We start from the raw sequence: 14,732 nt of genomic DNA, 5'->3' as shown, positions 1-14,732 counted from the left end.
GTAGTGGACCTTGATCAGATCAGGGCACGGTTTCACCGTGCAGGTTGATGTCGAGACCTTCGATTTCGACTTCCTTGCTAACACGGAGGCCGATGGTCATGTCGATCACCTTGAGGATCACGAAGGTGGCGAGGCCAGACCAGATGATGGTGGCCAGCGTTCCGAGGAACTGGACCCAGACCTGGTGTCCCATCGAAACGCCGTCCGGCAGGCCGGCGCCGCCGAAATCCGCGCTGATGAAGACGCCGGTCAGGATGGCGCCAACGAAGCCGCCCACACCGTGCACGCCGAATGCATCGAGCGAGTCGTCATAGCCCAGCATCGGCTTGAGCGAGGTTGCTGCCCAGGCGCAGATCACGCCGGCAGCGATGCCGATGATCAGCGCCCCCGTGGGGCCGACGAAGCCGGAGGCCGGGGTGATGGCGACAAGGCCCGCAACCGCACCGGAAATGATGCCGAGGACGGAGGGCTTGCCGTGCTTCACCCACTCATAGAACATCCAGGCGAGGCCCGCCGCAGCGGTGGCGATCTGCGTCACGGCCATGGCCATGCCGGCGACGCCGTCGGCTGCAAGTTCCGAACCGGCGTTGAAGCCGAACCAGCCCACCCACAGAAGCGAGGCGCCAATCAGCGACAGCACGAGGTTGTGCGGCGCCATGTTTTCAGTGCCGTAGCCGGTGCGCTTGCCGAGCACGAGCGCGCAAACAAGGGCTGCGATACCGGCGTTGATGTGCACCACGGTGCCGCCGGCGAAGTCCTTCACGCCAAGGCCGCCCAGGAAGCCGCCGCCCCACACCCAGTGACAGATCGGGCTATAGACGATCACGCTCCACAACCCCATGAACCACAGCAGCGCTGAAAATTTCATGCGGTCGGCGAAGGCGCCGGCGATCAGCGCCGGGGTGATGATGGCGAAGGTCATCTGGAAGGTCATGAAGACCGTCTCGGGGATCGTGCCGCTGAGCGATCCGCTCGTCATGCCCTTCAGGAAGAAGCTGGACAGCCCGCCGATATAGGCGTTCATCCCGCCGCCATCCTTGAAGGCCAGCGAGTAGCCGACGATCATCCAGATCACGGTGACGAGGCAGCAGATGGCAAAACTTTGCATCGAAGTGGCGAGCACGTTCTTCTTGCGGACGAGACCGCCATAGAAGAGGAAAAGGCCCGGCACCGTCATCATGAGGACGAGGGCGGTGGAGGTCAGCATCCACGCCGTATTGCCGGTGTCGAGCTTGGGATCGTCAGCCAGCGCGGGCTGCGCGAGAAGTAGGGTGAAGAGCGCCGAACCGGCGATGCTCTTCAATGCTTTCCGATACATATCAGAACTCCTGTGGTGAGAGATCAAAGCGCCGCGGCGCCGGTTTCGCCGGTGCGGATGCGCACGGCCTGGTCAAGCGGAAGAACGAAGATCTTGCCGTCGCCGATCTGTCCGGTTTGGCCGGCAGTCTGGATGGTTTCGATGACGCGGTCGGCGATGGTTTCATCCACCGCCAGTTCGATTTTCACTTTTGGCACGAAGCTGACGGTGTATTCGGCACCCCGGTAGAACTCGGTATGGCCGCGCTGGCGGCCGTGCCCCTTCACTTCAGTCACGGTAATTCCCTGGACGCCAATGCCCGCGAGAGCCTCCCGTACTTCTTCAAGCTTGAATGGCTTGATGACGGCTATTACGTATTTCATACATCACCCCTGTTTTGATGATGTTGCGTTGCAACCCAAGAAACGTGCCAATCGGAGGCGAAGTGGTATGTCTCTGGAATCGTGAATCTTTTCAGAATCTTAATGGCTTCAGTTGAAGCAGAAACGCCTTAATTTAAGGCAATATTTCGTTTTTGCATAAATTATGGGCAATTCCCTGCGCGGCTTTTCGTAGTCTTGCCACCCCGCATGTTTTCCTGCCAACTCACCCTATGGACAAGGTGTTTGATGTCATCGTTGTGGGGGCGGCTCTGAACGGGCTGGCGGCAGCCGTGGCGCTTGGAGGCAACGCCGTCCGCCGGCCACTCGATGTGCTCGTCGTCGACGCCAAGGATCCCGCGAGTTTCACCAGTCCGGCCTTCGACGGGCGGGCTTCCGCCATTACGGCCGCGGCGCGGCGGATGTTCGAGGCGCTCGATGTCTGGCCTGCGCTTGAACCGGACGCCCAGCCGATGACCGAAATCATCGTCACGGATTCCAGGCCGAACGCCGCGCGCCGTCCCGTTCTTCTTGCCTTTGGCGAAGATGACATGCCGCACGGCCCTTCGGCGCATATGATCGAGAACCGCCAACTCTACGCAGCCATGCTGAACGCGGCTCAAGGCTCGCCTCATATCGAATTCGCCACGGGAACACCGGTCGAGCAGTTTGACCGCGGGCCGGGATTGGCGCGCGTGAGGCTCGCGGACGGGCGTAATTTTTCCGCCAGCCTTGTGGTGGCCGCGGATGGGCGCAATTCGCCGGCGCGCGAGGCTGCGGGCATCTCCATGGTGGGCTGGCCCTATGACCAGATGGGGCTGGTGGCCACCGTTGCCCATGAGCTTCCGCATGGCGGGCGGGCGGAAGAACATTTCATGCCGTCCGGCCCTTTCGCCATCTTGCCGCTTCCCGGCAATCGCTCGTCGCTGGTGTGGACGGAAACGATCGCCAAAGGCGAGCGCAAGCTTGCGTTATCCGACGATGAATTCCTTGCCGAGATGAGCAAGCGATTTGGAACGCATCTGGGAGCAATTTCGCTTGCAAGCGGCCGACATGGGTATCCGCTGGCGCTGTGGGTGGCTCGGGAGTTCACGGCGGATCGCCTAGCGCTGGTGGGCGATGCCGCGCATGTGCTGCATCCCCTCGCGGGGCTCGGCTTCAATCTCGGCCTTCGCGATGTGGCGGCGCTGGCCGATTCCGTGCATGACGCCGTGGCGCTCGGCCTCGATCCCGGCGGAGCCCCGGTGCTGGATCGCTATAGTTCGTGGCGGCGCTTCGATACCGTTGTCACCGCAGCCGCGATGGATGGCATGAACCGGCTCTTCAGCAACAGCAACCCGCTGCTGGCGCTGCTGCGGGATGCAGGGTTGATGGCGGTGAACCGCATCGCGCCGCTCAAGCGCGGATTTGTAGGTGAGGCAGCTGGGCAAGGAGGGTTGCTGCCGCGGCTCTTGCGCGGCGAGCGGAATTAACCGCGTCCGCGGTCTTCGGCTTTCAGCTTGGCGAGATAGGTATTCCAGATTTCGTCATGCCGTTGCCCGAGCATTGCGAGATAGGCCCATGTGTAAAGGCCGGTTGAATGCCCGTCATCGAAGATGATGCGGAGCGCGTAATTGCCGACCGGTTCGAGGCGCTGGATGGTGATATTGCGTTTTCCCCACACCAGCTGCTCCTGCCCCGGGCCATGTCCCTTGACTTCGGCACTGGGGCTTTCGACGCGGAGATATTCCGCGGAGAGAGACACAGGATCGGGATTGCCTTCGAACACCACGGTCAAAGAGCGGCGATCGCGGGCGAGGTGCAGTTCGCTCGGCCAGGGGTCACTCATCGCCGAGTTCGCGGGCCTCTTCCGCCAGCATCACCGGAATGCCATCGCGGATGGGGTAGGCCAACCGGGCGGCGCGCGAAACCAGCTCCTGCTTTTCACGGTCATAGCGCAGCATGGTCTTGGTGACGGGGCACACCATCAGTTCCAGCAGCTTTGCATCGGCTTCCCGGATTTGGCTCATTGAAGCCTCGCAGGCTTGTCTTTCGATGTGCGGGCCAGCGTCATTTCAGTGAGAGCCACCAGAACATCGGCCCTCGTCTTGAGGTCGGGTGCCTCGAGAAGCGCCTGCTTTTCCTTTGCGGCATAGGGCGCAAGAAGGGAAAGTGTATTGACCAGCACTTCCGTGGGCGCCGCATCGACCTGCTGCCAGTCCGCTTTCATGTCGTTGGCGTTGAGATAATCGCGCAGCGCCTTGACGAGCGCGGGACGATTCACTTCGTCGGCACCATGGTCGCTCACCAGATCGCGGGCGAAGGGATGAAAGTTAGCAATCACTTGCCGGTAGGGCGTATCGGCGTCAAGTTCCTCGGCAATCCGGAAACGGCTCACGCCGGTGAGTGTGATCATCAGCCGGTCATCGGCGGTTTCGGCATACGAGGTAATGCGCCCGGCGCAGCCCACCGCCATCAGCAAGGGCCGCTCGCTCTCCGATTCCTGTTCCGGCTGGATCATGCCGATCAGCCGGTCGCCCGCCATCGCATCGGCGACCATTTCAAGATAGCGCGGCTCGAAGATGTTGAGCGGAAGATCGGCGCGCGGCAGCAACAGGGCACCCGACAGTGGAAACACCGGCAGGCGCTGCGGCAGGTCGGCGGGGTTTTTGTAACGGTCAAGAAATCCCATGAGCGATCAGGAGAACAGAAGTGAGGATAATTTGCGACGGCCCTGCAGGGTCATGTCATCCTTGGGGCCCCACGCCTCGAAGAGCTTTACCAGTTGCTTGCGGGCCGCCTCTTCATTCCAACCGCGCTCCTTCTTCACGATATGGAGAAGGTGGTCGAGCGCGTGCTGGCGGTCACCTGCCCCATTGCGAAGAACAGCGAGGTCGAAGCGTGCCTGATGGTCATCGGGATTTTTTGCAAGCTGTGCTTCCAGTGCCGCAGCGCCCGACGTGTCGACGGGATTGAGCGCGAGATCGAGCGCGGCATTGGCGCTCAGCACGGCGGGATCCTTGGCTTTGGCGGGCGGCACCAGCGCCAGTGTCGCCCTGGCGTTTTCAAGATCGCCCATCTCAATCTGGCAGCGGGCAAGCCCTGCCAATGCACCCGCATGTTCACGGTCGGCCTGAATGATCTGGACGAAAATTTCCGCCGCTGTCTGATAGTCCTTCTCGGCAAAGGCTGCGTTGGCGGCGGTCATGGCGGCCTCGATCTCTTCGGCCAATCCTCCCTGGCTGCCCAGCTTGTCGATGAATTTCTTGATTTCGCCTTCCGGCAACGCCCCCATGAAACCATCGACCGGCTGGCCGTTGACGAAGGCGAAGACGGCCGGGATCGACTGCACCCGCAGCTGCGACGCATATTGCTGGTTCTCATCGACGTTGATCTTGACCAGCTTCACCTTGCCGTTCGCCTGCTTCACGACTTTTTCAATGGCAGGCCCCAGCGTCTTGCAGGGACCACACCATGGAGCCCAGAAATCGACGATCACCGGAACGGTGCGCGAGGCTTCGATCACATCCTTGGCGAAGTTCTTGTCGTTGGAATCCTTGACGAGATCGGCGGCCTGCGGCTTGGCATCGAGCATGAAGGTCATAGCGGTCAAATCCCTGAAAATCGCCCTCTAGATGGACGGTCCGTATCGTGTTTTCAATCAGGCGCCGCTCACCGCGACAATTCGCGGCTCGTGGCCGCAAGAGCGGATAAAGGCAAGGAGGTCATCCGACGCGATGGTGGTGGTAGCATCGTTGCGGAGGGGATGATAGTTGAGCTGCTGATGCCGCATCATCGGCTCATCGAGAATGACATTGGTCCGGGCTGCCGTGTCATTGATCAACCCGAAGGGTGTGACCGAGCCCGGTTCAACACCCAGCACCTCCATCAAGAGGTCAGGCTTGCCGAAGGTGAGGCGTTTGGAGCCGATCTTTGCGGGCGCAGCCTTCAGGTTCACCTCGGCGTCCTCAAGGCAAACGATGAGCCAGATGGCGCCCTTCTCATCCTTGAGAAACAGGTTCTTGCAGTGGCCGCCGGAAATTGTGCCGCGCAGGCTTTGCGCCTGCTCGACCGTATGAACGGGCGGATGTTCACGGGTTTCCGTAGCAATTCCAAGCTCCTGGAAGCGATTCATCAGATCGGCGCGGATAACAGGCATGTTAATTCGGCAATCCCCGGAATTTTGAGGTTCTTCTTGCATTTGTTTCCGGCTTAGGCAATAAGTCCGCCACCTTCGCCGGGTTTGCCCGGTTGATGCGGGCGTAGCTCAGGGGTAGAGCACAACCTTGCCAAGGTTGGGGTCGAGGGTTCGAATCCCTTCGCCCGCTCCAATTCCGGCCTGGAAATTCAGGCTGCTTTCCAAGACCCGCTGCGGCGGGTCTTTTCATTTAATGGCAAAGCTGCGGTTATCGCAGATTGCACCTGGTGCGAAAATACCGGCCATTGTCAATGATTTGAAGCTGGGTTGGATAGGCGTTCGGGCCGGCTTTCTGGTGGCAAAGGGCGACTGCCAGCTTCCACACGCGTGCCCGTTCAGTCTCCGGCTTCTCTACTTTCTTTGTGCCTGCCAGGGCGGGCATTGAAACCGCCATAGAAGCAACCACCAGAGCGATCATCATACAAATAGAGCGCATTTTTGTTTTCCTGCCGTAAGCAAATGAAAGCTATTGCCTTTGTTCAACGAGATCAAGCGGGAGTATCGCTTCGGCCTTAAACTCCGGCAGTGGAACATGGCCGTGTTCAAATCGTTGGCTGAGATTATCAGGCCCAATTCATGGAGGAGTCCATGGCCAAGCTTTCTATCGATGATCGTGACAAGCTTTCCGAACGTAAGTTTGCAGTGCCAGAAAAGCGCGCGTACCCGATCGAAGACAAGGCGCATGCAGCGAATGCCAAGGCTCGCGCGGCACAGCAACGAAAGGCAGGCAATTTGACGGCGGACGAGGAGCGCCGCATTGATGCCAATGCCAACAAGGTTTTGGAAAAGTAACGCCCTATCTCAACTGTAGCGTTTCAGGCTGGGCGGAAGGCTGTTCCAGCATCTGTTCCACCATGGGCCTCACGCTGAGCAGCAAGGCATCGGCCATGGCGGCGTGCCCTTCTGCCGTCGGATGAAGAGCGCCGGTGGTTTCCGAAAAAACCGCTGCCGATGTTTTTTCATCAATGGTGCCGTAGCGGTCGGCGACCTTCTGATTGATCACCATGTATGCGTCGTTGAATGTCCGCACCCAACGCTGGCGAAGTGCATAGGGATAGTTCTGAGTAGCGGGATTATAAGGAAACCATTCACCTGCCTTGCCCGACCAGCTCGATTCGCAGGTCATTGAATCGCGTTTCGCCTTGCCCCAGCAAGGTATGCTGAGCATTTCGGCCGGATCTCCCGCCATCTTTGGATTTCGGGCGCAGAAACCATGGCCTTCGAACATCTTGTCGGCATAGGCGTGGCCGGCAAATGTCCAGCCGTGATCTCCGGCAAGGCTTCGCATTTCCTTGAACAGGGTCAGGAACTGGCCGCGCACGGCGGTCAGGCGTTTCTGGTTGGCGCCCAGCCAGGAGGAAAACATGTCGAGTGACTGATTGGCGGCGAAACTGCCGTCATCATCACCTCCAGACTGACAGATGCCGCCGGTTTCATCTGTCACGAGATCGGGATAGGAGGTGAGAATAACGCGCGCGGGATCGAAGACCCCATCATTGGCGGAATAAACCGGAAGCGCGGCCTCGAAAGCTTTCGCGAGGCGGCCATAGGCATCAGGCAGCACATCGCGCATGCGGGAGGCAAACTCATCAGCAGAAACAGTCGCTCCAAAGAACTTGGCGATCGCGGCGGAGACGCCGCCGCGCAACGTGGCCCATGCCACCACGTTCGAGAAGCCGATGTCATTGCCGCCGATCGACAGGAAGAGAAAATCAATGTTGCGGCGGTATTTGCCGCCGGGACACGTCCAGAGATCACCGTTCTGCTCGGGCTTGTTCACACAGAGATCGCGGAGAACGCGATAAAGTTCACCGTCGCGGCTTCCTCCGGAAAGAGGCCGGGCGGAGGGCTTGGTGTATGCATTGGGATCGGAATCAGCGATGCGCTCCACGTAAGTCTGCGGCCCTAAGATTCCATCGTCAATGCCCGCGCCGGAACAGGAATAATCAAGATAGGTCACGGAGAGGCGCGGGTTTTCAACGGCGAGCTGGAGTGCGGCGCGGAACTGCTGGCCATAGAGCGAACGGTGACAGAGCGTGTCGGTCCACGCCGCGGAGCCTGTCGCATCATTGGCGAGGCGCAGGGGATATAGATTGCGGAAGCGCTTTGCATCGCCGAAGGCAACAGGAAGGTTGGGATTTCCTTCACCCGATGCAAAACTGTCGCCCATGCCGACGATCAGGAGATCGGTGACGCTGGCGGGAACGGTGATCGGCTGTTCTCCCACCACGTTGACGGAAATATCGGCACCCGCGGGATAGGGAAGCGAAACGCCAGGGCCGCTGATGCGTGCGCCGCAATCGGCTGTTGCCACCAGCTCTCCGCCGATCCGCCATTCGCAGCGCTGGCCCTGAAGCTGTATGCCGTTCGAGGCGAGCCAGAGTTCAATCGGGTGATTCTTGGGATTGAGATAGGAATCAATACTACCGCAGGCCGTATAGCTGCGCTTGTCGCTGTCATAGCAAAGGCTTGCCGCTGCTTTTGCCGCCCAACCACGCCAATCGAAATTGTTGCGCAGAATATTCGAGAAGGCGATGCGGCGGTCATTCAGCACATGCTCGGCCCCCAGCACCGAGGTGCGCTGGATGAAAGCATCGCGTTCGTCATCTGCGAGTTTAAGCCCATCAACATGGATCAGATATTGCCGCCAGGCATTCTCCTGCATGCGGAAAGTTGAGGCATCCTTGAACAGGCGGAAGCGGTTTGCCAACTGCCATTGGATGGTGACGTTTGAAGAGTTGAGTGTCTGTGCCCCGGCAGACGTGGCGATGAACAGGCTCGCGATCAGGAAAATGGAACGGATCAGCATCGCCGCTTTCTTGCGGCGAAAGCGGGCCAAGTTGAGGCAGAGTGGGTTCCGCTATGCCGCCAGGTTCTGCAACACCTGCGCGGTTTGAGCGATCTGCTGGTCAATCTCCGTTTGGCGGGACTTCAAGATGTCGAGATGGCTGCGCAGGACTCCGGCAACATTGCCATTGCGGAAGATTTCCCCGTCTGGCGGGACCAGCGTGAACAATTCGCGAATCTGGGCGATAGGTACGCCCATGCGGCGCAAGGCGATCACGTTCCGCAGGCGGCGCACGTCGGAGTCGAGATAGGTGCGGAATTTGCCATGGCGCGGCGGCGAGAGGAGCTCCGCCCGCTCATAGAATCGAATGGTCTTGGGATCGATCCCGGTTTCGCGCGACAGTTCTCCGATGAACAGAAACCCATCCGCGCCAAGTCCTGAAGTTTTCATGCCTGTTCCGCTGTCCATGCCGCCCTCCAAAGTGATTCGGTTGCATTACCCTAGGGAATGCCCTTATAAGATGCAATATATACATCATACATCTTTTACGTGTATCGATCCGGTGGCAGGAGAAGGCGATTCTAGTTGGTGTACATCCTTTCCTCATATTTATAACCACACTCCTTGTATAATATTGTTTTTATTTGTTTATTTCTATAACACTAGGAACCGTTAACGGCTTCTTAACCATATCTGGCAATTTTGCTTATGTCGAAATGACCTCGACACCGCACTTCATAGTGCCGGCAACGCAACCCGATTTGGACGTGACATGATCATTATTGTCGACGAGCGGATGGATGTATCGGATGCCTACCGGAGCAGCTTTGGCCGTGAAGGCGTCTCAACGGCCAGTTTCAAGCCCGTGGATTTCGAGGGCTGGTTTCATTCCGCCAGCGGGCCTGATCTGACGGCGGTGGAAGCCTTTGTCCTCGGGGATTTCGACCTCCGCGAAAATTTCGCCCGCAGCATCCGCGCCCGCTCGGAAATTCCCTCCATCGCGCTCAATGACCAAGCCGGGCTCGAGTCGGTGCTCAAGCTCTACGCAGCAGGTGTAGATGACGTTGTTCGGAAACCCGTTCATGCACGTGAGATCATCGCACGGATCGGCGCCATCCGCAGGCGCGCGATGCCTGAACAGCGATTCACCGACATTGACGGCTTGCGCATTTTCAGTGACGGGCGCGATCCCGAAATCCATGGCGTGACCCTTGTGCTGCCCCGGCGCGAACGACGCATTCTCGAATATCTTGCCGCCAACCAGATGCGCCGGGTGAGCCGTACGCAGATTTTCAATGCCGTCTACGGTCTCTTCGATGAAGAGGTGGAAGAAAGCGTGGTGGAAAGCCACATTTCCAAGCTGCGCAAGAAACTGCGCCTGGGCCTGGGGCATGACCCCATCGATACGAAGCGCTATCTCGGCTATCAGCTCGTGACCCGCGCCGCAGCAGCGGCCTGATCGGCACGGAGCGCTTGTGCGATATCACTGAAGGCATCCCGCGCGGGAGGATCATCGGCACGCTGGGTGAGGCAGCGATAAAGTTTCGGTACCAGCGCCACGGCACGATCAAGCTCTTCATCACTTCCCACAACGTAGCCGCCGAGTGCGCGCAGATCGCGAGTTTCCTCATAACGGGCCACGAGCTTTCGCAATTCGGTCACGGCGCTGCGCTGTTCCACCGTCAAGGCAGTATCGGCGAGGCGGGAAATCGAGGCCAAAAGATCAATAGCGGGATAGCGCCCGCTTTCGGCAACGCCACGGTCCAGAACGATATGGCCATCCAGCGTGCCGCGAATCGCATCGGCAACCGGATCGTTATGGTCATCGCCGTCCACCAGCACGGAAAATATCCCGGTGATGGATCCCTGTGCCTCCGCGCCCGGTCCCGCGCGTTCCAGAAGCCGGGGCAGGCTGCTGAAGACGCTGGGCGGATAACCCCGCGCCACGGGCGGCTCTCCCGCCGCCATGGCCACGTCGCGGCAGGCGTGGGCATAGCGGGTGATTGAATCGACGACGAGAAGGACGTTCCGGCCCTCATCACGAAGCGATTCGGCAATCGCGAAGGCGGTGAGCGGGGCGAGACGCCGCATCATGGCGTCTTCATCGCCAGTCGCCACCACGGCCACGGACCGCGCCGCGTTTAAGCCCAGCGTGTGCTCGATGAAATGCCGTACTTCACGGCCACGCTCACCCACCAGCGCAATCACGATCGCATCGAACCCTTCGGCACGCGCCAGCATGGCAAGCAGAGTGGACTTGCCGACGCCTGAGCCAGCAAAAATCCCGATCCGCTGACCGAGACAGAGCGGCGTGAACAGATCCACGGCGCGCACGCCCGTCCTCACGGGGACAGAGATGAGATTCCGCGTCATCGCGTCCGGCGGCGGCTGGTGAACTGCCATCGGCTTCATGCCGCGTGGCAACGGGCCTTTTCCGTCGATGGGGCACGCCAGCGAATCCACCACACGTCCCTGCCATTCCGAAGACGGAAAAATCTGCAACGGCCCTTCCATCCAGGCGATGGACTCAAGGGTTGCCGGTGCGTCGCTCGAAAAGGGCCTGACCAGCGCCGCCGTACGGTCAAGCCGGATCACCTCCGCGAGGCCGCCCGGCTCCAGTGCCACAAGCGAGCCGATCTGCACGTGGCGCGACAGGCCCTCCACGCTGATGGATTGACGCGAGACAGCCGAAACCGTGCCGCCGATTTTCACGCAGGGTGTCTCGGCCACGCGCGCCATCCGGGCAGCGAGCGCCTGCAAGGCATTTTCCGTCATCAGGCTTTGGCGCCCAGGGTTTGAATCGCCGAACTTTCACTGGCGCGCTGCTGCTCCATCGCCTGATTCAAGCTTTCAAAGAGGCGGCTGACGGTGATCAGACTGGTCATCTCGCGAATGGGATTGACGTTTGCTTCTTCAACGAATCCCTGGGCAAACCCATCGGCGGTGAACGACAGGATCGGCGTTCCCGGCCGTTTGGCGACGAAGCCGGAATTCTCATAGCGCCCGTAGCCGGAGGATAAATCAACATCGAAAAGACCGATGGCACCGATCTGCTTGCCGTTCTGGGTAAGCATTCCATCACGGGCGATGGCAACCGGCCCGCCCGCAGGATCGGCAATCAGGGGCGCACCTCCGGCATCCAGCACCGGGTGGCTGGTGAGGGTCACCAGATCGCCGGTGGAAAGCATTTGAAGCCGCCCATCCCGCGTGTAAGCCGTGCCGCCGGCTGTCTCAATAGCCATGAAGCCTGTGCCTTGCACCGCGACATCAAGGGGATTGCCGGTCCGGGTGAGAGCGCCAGATTCATCTGAAACATGCGCCTCGCCCGCAGATGAAAAATGCGACGGCAATTGCGGCACTCGCGATACAATATCCTGGAAATTGACGCTCTCGGCGCGGAAGCCCGGCGAGGCGGCATTGGCGACATTGTTGGCGATCGTCGACAGCCGCCGGTCCAGCGCCACGGCACCTGAGAGCGCCGAATAAATGCTGGTTTCCACTAGCGGATACCCGATTTCAGATTCTGCAGGGACAGCAGCGTGTCATTTCCAATCGTCGTGAGCAGGCTCTGGCTCAACCCGATCTGCGGAACGGTGGCAGACGACGTGTCATTGGCCATCTGCCATTTCGCCGCAAAGCGCGACAGGAACTTGTCCATGCCGTCCGTGGTCTTCAGGTCATCGAGATCGATCTTTGATGAAATGTAAGCGGCCTGTTTGTCGATATCGAGATTGGACATGGCGGCTGGCAATCCCAGGGCCGTCTGCACCACCTTGTAAAGGGCCGTATCGCCCATCAGCCCATAGACGCTGGTGACATTGGCCGCCTGGCGCTGAAAATAGAGCGCCAGTTGCACGCCCTGATCCTTCGTGCCCGCGTCCGTTTCGAGTTCAACGCGGAGATATTTGTCGACCGTGCCCTGTTGCGCCCGGGTGAAGGCGGTGGCGGTTGCGCCATAGCGCTGAAAATTGAAGGCTTCGGCGAAGTCACGGAAGCGGCTGTCGGAAAGCTGGAGCGCAAAGGCATTGTTGCTGTCGATGCCTTCGGTCAGCACCTTGCGGATGAAAGCCTTGCCATAGATCATGTCCTTCAGGCCAAACGCCGTCATGGCATAGCGATAGAGCCGCTCGTCCTTCAGGAAATCATCCACAGACTTCACGTTGCTGATGTTGGCGAGATAATAGCCGCTGTCGCGCTTGACATCGGCGCGCGATGCAACGGCAGCCAGCGAGCGATCAAGATTGGCCGAAATCTGGCGGTAGTCCGTGATGGTGGTCATGCCTTGAGGAGACACTATTTCGCTTGCGCCAGTCTGGCGTTCCTCACCGGCAAGACCGGCGCAAGCCCCAGATCCTAGCTTGTTGGCAAAAGGAGCCACAGCAATCCCGTGACATTCATCATCGGCCTCATCATCGTCTTCGGGTGCCTGCTTGGCGGCTTCGCGGCCATGGGTGGCCACATCTTCGTCCTGTGGCAGCCCTTTGAATACATCATCATTCTCGGGTCCTCGATCGGGACATTCTTTGTGGCCAATCCCATGAAGGTGGTGAAGGACACGTCCAAAGCGATCATGGAGGCCATCAAGGAATCAACGCCAAAAACCCGTGATTATCTCGATACGCTGTCGCTGCTTTACGCGCTGATGCGGGAACTCCGCAGCAAGACCCGGACAGAAATGGAAGTGCATGTCGACAATCCCGCCGAGTCCGACCTCTTTAAGCAATTTCCCAAGGTGCTTGCCAATCATGACCTGACACAGTTCATCTGCGACTATTGCCGCCTCATCATAATCGGCAATGCACGCACGCATGAAATCGAGGCGCTGATGGAGGAGGAAATCCAGACCATCAACCGCGATAAGCTCAAGGCCTACACGGCACTGACGGCGGTGGCCGACGGCCTTCCCGCTCTTGGAATCGTCGCGGCTGTGCTGGGCGTCATCAAGGCGATGGGGGCGCTTGACCAGCCGCCGGAAGTGCTGGGCCATTTGATCGGCGCGGCGCTCGTTGGCACCTTTGCCGGCATTCTCTTTTCCTACGGGCTCTTCGCGCCGCTGGCGTCAAAGATCAAATCGGTGCGCGAAAAGAGAGCGCGGCCTTATGTGATCGTGAAGCAGACGCTGCTCGCCTTCATGAATGGCGCCATGCCGCAGGTGGCCGTGGAACACGGGCGGAAAACCATCTCCGCCTATGAGCGGCCGACGATCACCGAGGTGGAACAGGAGACGATGAACCCCGGTTCAGCGGAAATGGCAAAGGCCGCATGACCGCCCGGCCCCTTACGCTCGAGCTGTTCCGCAGCCTCAAGGGTACACCCACCGGACAGGACCCCGCTGTGCTTACCCTGTTCGATGCTGTTGCGCAGGCTGCGTCAAGCGCCGCGCTGGCTTTCAACAAGGGCGATGTGAAAGTGCATGTTGAGGAGATTACCGAGCAGAAGGGGTGGCCTGCCGGATCCCTGGCGTTTGGCTTTACATCATCGCTTGGACAGCTGACGCTTGGATTTCTTGCCGACCGTGGCGTGGTGTCCGGCCTGTGCGAACTGGCCTTCGGAGGCACGGGGGCCGAATTGACGCCGCTTGATGACCGGCCGCTATCCAAAATCGAATCGCGGCTGGCTCAAATATTCACGCAGCGAATCACCGAGCGTCTTCTGCCGCTTTTGCCTGACACATTCGGTGCTGCCTTCGGCACGGCGGAGGACTGCGAAAAACCAGAGCAGATCATTTCGGCGCGGTTGCTGGTGAATATATTCGGCGAAAGCGGGGAACTCAGGGTTTCCACCGGCAAGGCGCAAGTGCAAGCGTTGCTGAACGCCACACCGCCGCAGGCGGCCGATCCAAAACCTGCCCTGCCGCGGGGCGTGCAGTCCGCAGGCGTTGAACTGCGGGCAGCGCTCAAGGAAGAAATGATGCCTGTCCAGCAAATCAATCGATTGAAGCCTGGTGGCGTGCTGCAACTGCACGCCAGACCGGATGACGCGCTGGCCATTGTCAGCGGCGGTGTCACGCTGTTTCAAGGCGCGCTTGTGCATGAAGACGGCAAGCCCGCCGTCCGCATCGTATCCAATTGAGTGCCCGGCAATGTTCCC

At 59.7% G+C, this 14,732-nt stretch carries 17 protein-coding genes and 1 tRNA gene; 6 read left to right on the top strand and 12 right to left on the bottom strand.

The genetic code is table 11. The annotated features are described in order from the left end of the window. Positions 1-19: 19 nt before the first annotated feature. Complete coding sequence (locus QM694_RS13455) at positions 20-1,318, bottom strand: ammonium transporter (RefSeq protein WP_415007445.1); 1,299 nt, start codon at positions 1,316-1,318, stop codon at positions 20-22. A 23-nt stretch (positions 1,319-1,341) separates the two neighbouring features. Then, a complete protein-coding gene (locus QM694_RS13450) occupies positions 1,342-1,680 on the bottom strand; it encodes a P-II family nitrogen regulator (RefSeq protein ID WP_415007444.1) in 339 nt (112 codons plus the stop codon). A 230-nt stretch (positions 1,681-1,910) separates the two neighbouring features. Between QM694_RS13450 and QM694_RS13445 the strand changes: the two genes are divergently transcribed. Next, on the top strand, positions 1,911-3,149 hold the full coding sequence (locus QM694_RS13445) for an FAD-dependent monooxygenase (RefSeq protein ID WP_415007443.1): 1,239 nt from the start codon (positions 1,911-1,913) through the stop codon (positions 3,147-3,149). Here QM694_RS13445 and QM694_RS13440 read toward each other — a convergent pair. The 5 genes from QM694_RS13440 to QM694_RS13420 are packed head-to-tail and all read right to left on the bottom strand — an operon-like array spanning position 3,146 to position 5,815. After that, positions 3,146-3,505 (bottom strand): gamma-butyrobetaine hydroxylase-like domain-containing protein, encoded by a 360-nt coding sequence (locus QM694_RS13440; protein WP_415007442.1) that lies wholly within the window; start codon positions 3,503-3,505, stop codon positions 3,146-3,148. The genes QM694_RS13445 and QM694_RS13440 overlap by 4 nt on opposite strands. Beyond that, complete coding sequence (locus QM694_RS13435) at positions 3,498-3,686, bottom strand: Trm112 family protein (protein WP_415007441.1); 189 nt, start codon at positions 3,684-3,686, stop codon at positions 3,498-3,500. Before QM694_RS13435 ends, QM694_RS13440 begins: the two co-directional genes overlap by 8 nt. After that, on the bottom strand, positions 3,683-4,348 hold the full coding sequence (locus tag QM694_RS13430) for an LON peptidase substrate-binding domain-containing protein (protein WP_415007440.1): 666 nt from the start codon (positions 4,346-4,348) through the stop codon (positions 3,683-3,685). Before QM694_RS13430 ends, QM694_RS13435 begins: the two co-directional genes overlap by 4 nt. Positions 4,349-4,354: 6 nt before the next feature. Beyond that, positions 4,355-5,260, bottom strand: a complete 906-nt coding sequence (gene trxA, locus QM694_RS13425; RefSeq protein ID WP_415007439.1) for a thioredoxin — start codon at positions 5,258-5,260, stop codon at positions 4,355-4,357. A gap of 57 nt (positions 5,261-5,317) precedes the next feature. Next, positions 5,318-5,815: a prolyl-tRNA synthetase associated domain-containing protein gene (locus tag QM694_RS13420; RefSeq protein ID WP_415007438.1), complete on the bottom strand. Its 498-nt coding sequence runs from the start codon at positions 5,813-5,815 to the stop codon at positions 5,318-5,320. A 97-nt stretch (positions 5,816-5,912) separates the two neighbouring features. Here QM694_RS13420 and QM694_RS13415 point away from each other — a divergent pair. Further along, positions 5,913-5,987 (top strand) — tRNA-Gly (locus QM694_RS13415). A 455-nt stretch (positions 5,988-6,442) separates the two neighbouring features. Continuing rightward, the gene (locus tag QM694_RS13410) at positions 6,443-6,646 is read left to right on the top strand and encodes a hypothetical protein (protein ID WP_415007437.1); all 204 of its coding nucleotides are present in this window, start codon (positions 6,443-6,445) and stop codon (positions 6,644-6,646) included. A 4-nt stretch (positions 6,647-6,650) separates the two neighbouring features. On the opposite strand, the gene QM694_RS13405 is transcribed toward QM694_RS13410, so the two are convergent. After that, positions 6,651-8,663, bottom strand: a complete 2,013-nt coding sequence (locus tag QM694_RS13405) for an SGNH/GDSL hydrolase family protein (protein ID WP_415007436.1) — start codon at positions 8,661-8,663, stop codon at positions 6,651-6,653. Positions 8,664-8,714: 51 nt separating this feature from the next. Continuing rightward, on the bottom strand, positions 8,715-9,110 hold the full coding sequence (locus QM694_RS13400; RefSeq protein WP_415007435.1) for a MerR family transcriptional regulator: 396 nt from the start codon (positions 9,108-9,110) through the stop codon (positions 8,715-8,717). A gap of 304 nt (positions 9,111-9,414) precedes the next feature. Between QM694_RS13400 and QM694_RS13395 the strand changes: the two genes are divergently transcribed. Continuing rightward, complete coding sequence (locus QM694_RS13395) at positions 9,415-10,101, top strand: winged helix-turn-helix domain-containing protein (RefSeq protein ID WP_415007434.1); 687 nt, start codon at positions 9,415-9,417, stop codon at positions 10,099-10,101. Here the strand turns inward: QM694_RS13395 and QM694_RS13390 are convergent. Genes QM694_RS13390 through QM694_RS13380 form a run of 3 tightly spaced genes read right to left on the bottom strand, consistent with a single transcriptional unit; the run spans position 10,068 to position 12,921 of the window. Next, a complete protein-coding gene (locus QM694_RS13390; protein WP_415007433.1) occupies positions 10,068-11,417 on the bottom strand; it encodes a FliI/YscN family ATPase in 1,350 nt (449 codons plus the stop codon). The two genes, QM694_RS13395 and QM694_RS13390, sit on opposite strands and share 34 nt — an antisense overlap. After that, entirely contained in the window at positions 11,417-12,142 is a 726-nt protein-coding gene (gene flgF, locus QM694_RS13385) for a flagellar basal-body rod protein FlgF (protein ID WP_415007432.1), read from the bottom strand. The genes QM694_RS13390 and flgF overlap by 1 nt, the downstream gene beginning before the upstream one ends. Continuing rightward, positions 12,142-12,921 carry a DUF1217 domain-containing protein gene (locus QM694_RS13380; protein WP_415007431.1) on the bottom strand — a complete coding sequence of 260 codons (780 nt, stop codon included), beginning with the start codon at positions 12,919-12,921 and terminating at the stop codon, positions 12,142-12,144. The genes flgF and QM694_RS13380 overlap by 1 nt, the downstream gene beginning before the upstream one ends. Before the next feature lie 108 nt (positions 12,922-13,029). Here QM694_RS13380 and motA point away from each other — a divergent pair, with 108 nt between their 5' ends. Together motA and QM694_RS13370 are read left to right on the top strand one after the other, a co-directional pair. After that, a complete protein-coding gene (motA, locus tag QM694_RS13375) occupies positions 13,030-13,908 on the top strand; it encodes a flagellar motor stator protein MotA (RefSeq protein ID WP_415007430.1) in 879 nt (292 codons plus the stop codon). Beyond that, entirely contained in the window at positions 13,905-14,714 is an 810-nt protein-coding gene (locus tag QM694_RS13370) for a FliM/FliN family flagellar motor switch protein (protein ID WP_415007429.1), read from the top strand. The genes motA and QM694_RS13370 overlap by 4 nt, the downstream gene beginning before the upstream one ends. Positions 14,715-14,732 lie beyond the last annotated feature (18 nt).

This window comes from Aestuariivirga sp. (assembly GCF_047602625.1).
Classification (GTDB): domain Bacteria; phylum Pseudomonadota; class Alphaproteobacteria; order Rhizobiales; family Aestuariivirgaceae; genus Aestuariivirga.
The sequence above is the reverse complement of the archived record's forward strand: the minus strand, read 5'-3'. Positions and strand labels throughout refer to the sequence as shown.

Bases quoted from the DNA above. Each gene is read 5' to 3' on its own strand.
- QM694_RS13455 (WP_415007445.1), bottom strand. From the start codon at position 1,318: ATGTATCGGAAAGCATTGAAGAGCATCGCCGGTTCGGCGCTCTTCACC.
- QM694_RS13450 (WP_415007444.1), bottom strand. From the start codon at position 1,680: ATGAAATACGTAATAGCCGTCATCAAGCCATTCAAGCTTGAAGAAGTA.
- QM694_RS13445 (WP_415007443.1), top strand. From the start codon at position 1,911: ATGGACAAGGTGTTTGATGTCATCGTTGTGGGGGCGGCTCTGAACGGG.
- QM694_RS13440 (WP_415007442.1), bottom strand. From the start codon at position 3,505: ATGAGTGACCCCTGGCCGAGCGAACTGCACCTCGCCCGCGATCGCCGC.
- QM694_RS13435 (WP_415007441.1), bottom strand. From the start codon at position 3,686: ATGAGCCAAATCCGGGAAGCCGATGCAAAGCTGCTGGAACTGATGGTG.
- QM694_RS13430 (WP_415007440.1), bottom strand. From the start codon at position 4,348: ATGGGATTTCTTGACCGTTACAAAAACCCCGCCGACCTGCCGCAGCGC.
- trxA (WP_415007439.1), bottom strand. From the start codon at position 5,260: ATGACCTTCATGCTCGATGCCAAGCCGCAGGCCGCCGATCTCGTCAAG.
- QM694_RS13420 (WP_415007438.1), bottom strand. From the start codon at position 5,815: ATGCCTGTTATCCGCGCCGATCTGATGAATCGCTTCCAGGAGCTTGGA.
- QM694_RS13410 (WP_415007437.1), top strand. From the start codon at position 6,443: ATGGCCAAGCTTTCTATCGATGATCGTGACAAGCTTTCCGAACGTAAG.
- QM694_RS13405 (WP_415007436.1), bottom strand. From the start codon at position 8,663: ATGCTGATCCGTTCCATTTTCCTGATCGCGAGCCTGTTCATCGCCACG.
- QM694_RS13400 (WP_415007435.1), bottom strand. From the start codon at position 9,110: ATGGACAGCGGAACAGGCATGAAAACTTCAGGACTTGGCGCGGATGGG.
- QM694_RS13395 (WP_415007434.1), top strand. From the start codon at position 9,415: ATGATCATTATTGTCGACGAGCGGATGGATGTATCGGATGCCTACCGG.
- QM694_RS13390 (WP_415007433.1), bottom strand. From the start codon at position 11,417: ATGACGGAAAATGCCTTGCAGGCGCTCGCTGCCCGGATGGCGCGCGTG.
- QM694_RS13380 (WP_415007431.1), bottom strand. From the start codon at position 12,921: ATGACCACCATCACGGACTACCGCCAGATTTCGGCCAATCTTGATCGC.
- QM694_RS13370 (WP_415007429.1), top strand. From the start codon at position 13,905: ATGACCGCCCGGCCCCTTACGCTCGAGCTGTTCCGCAGCCTCAAGGGT.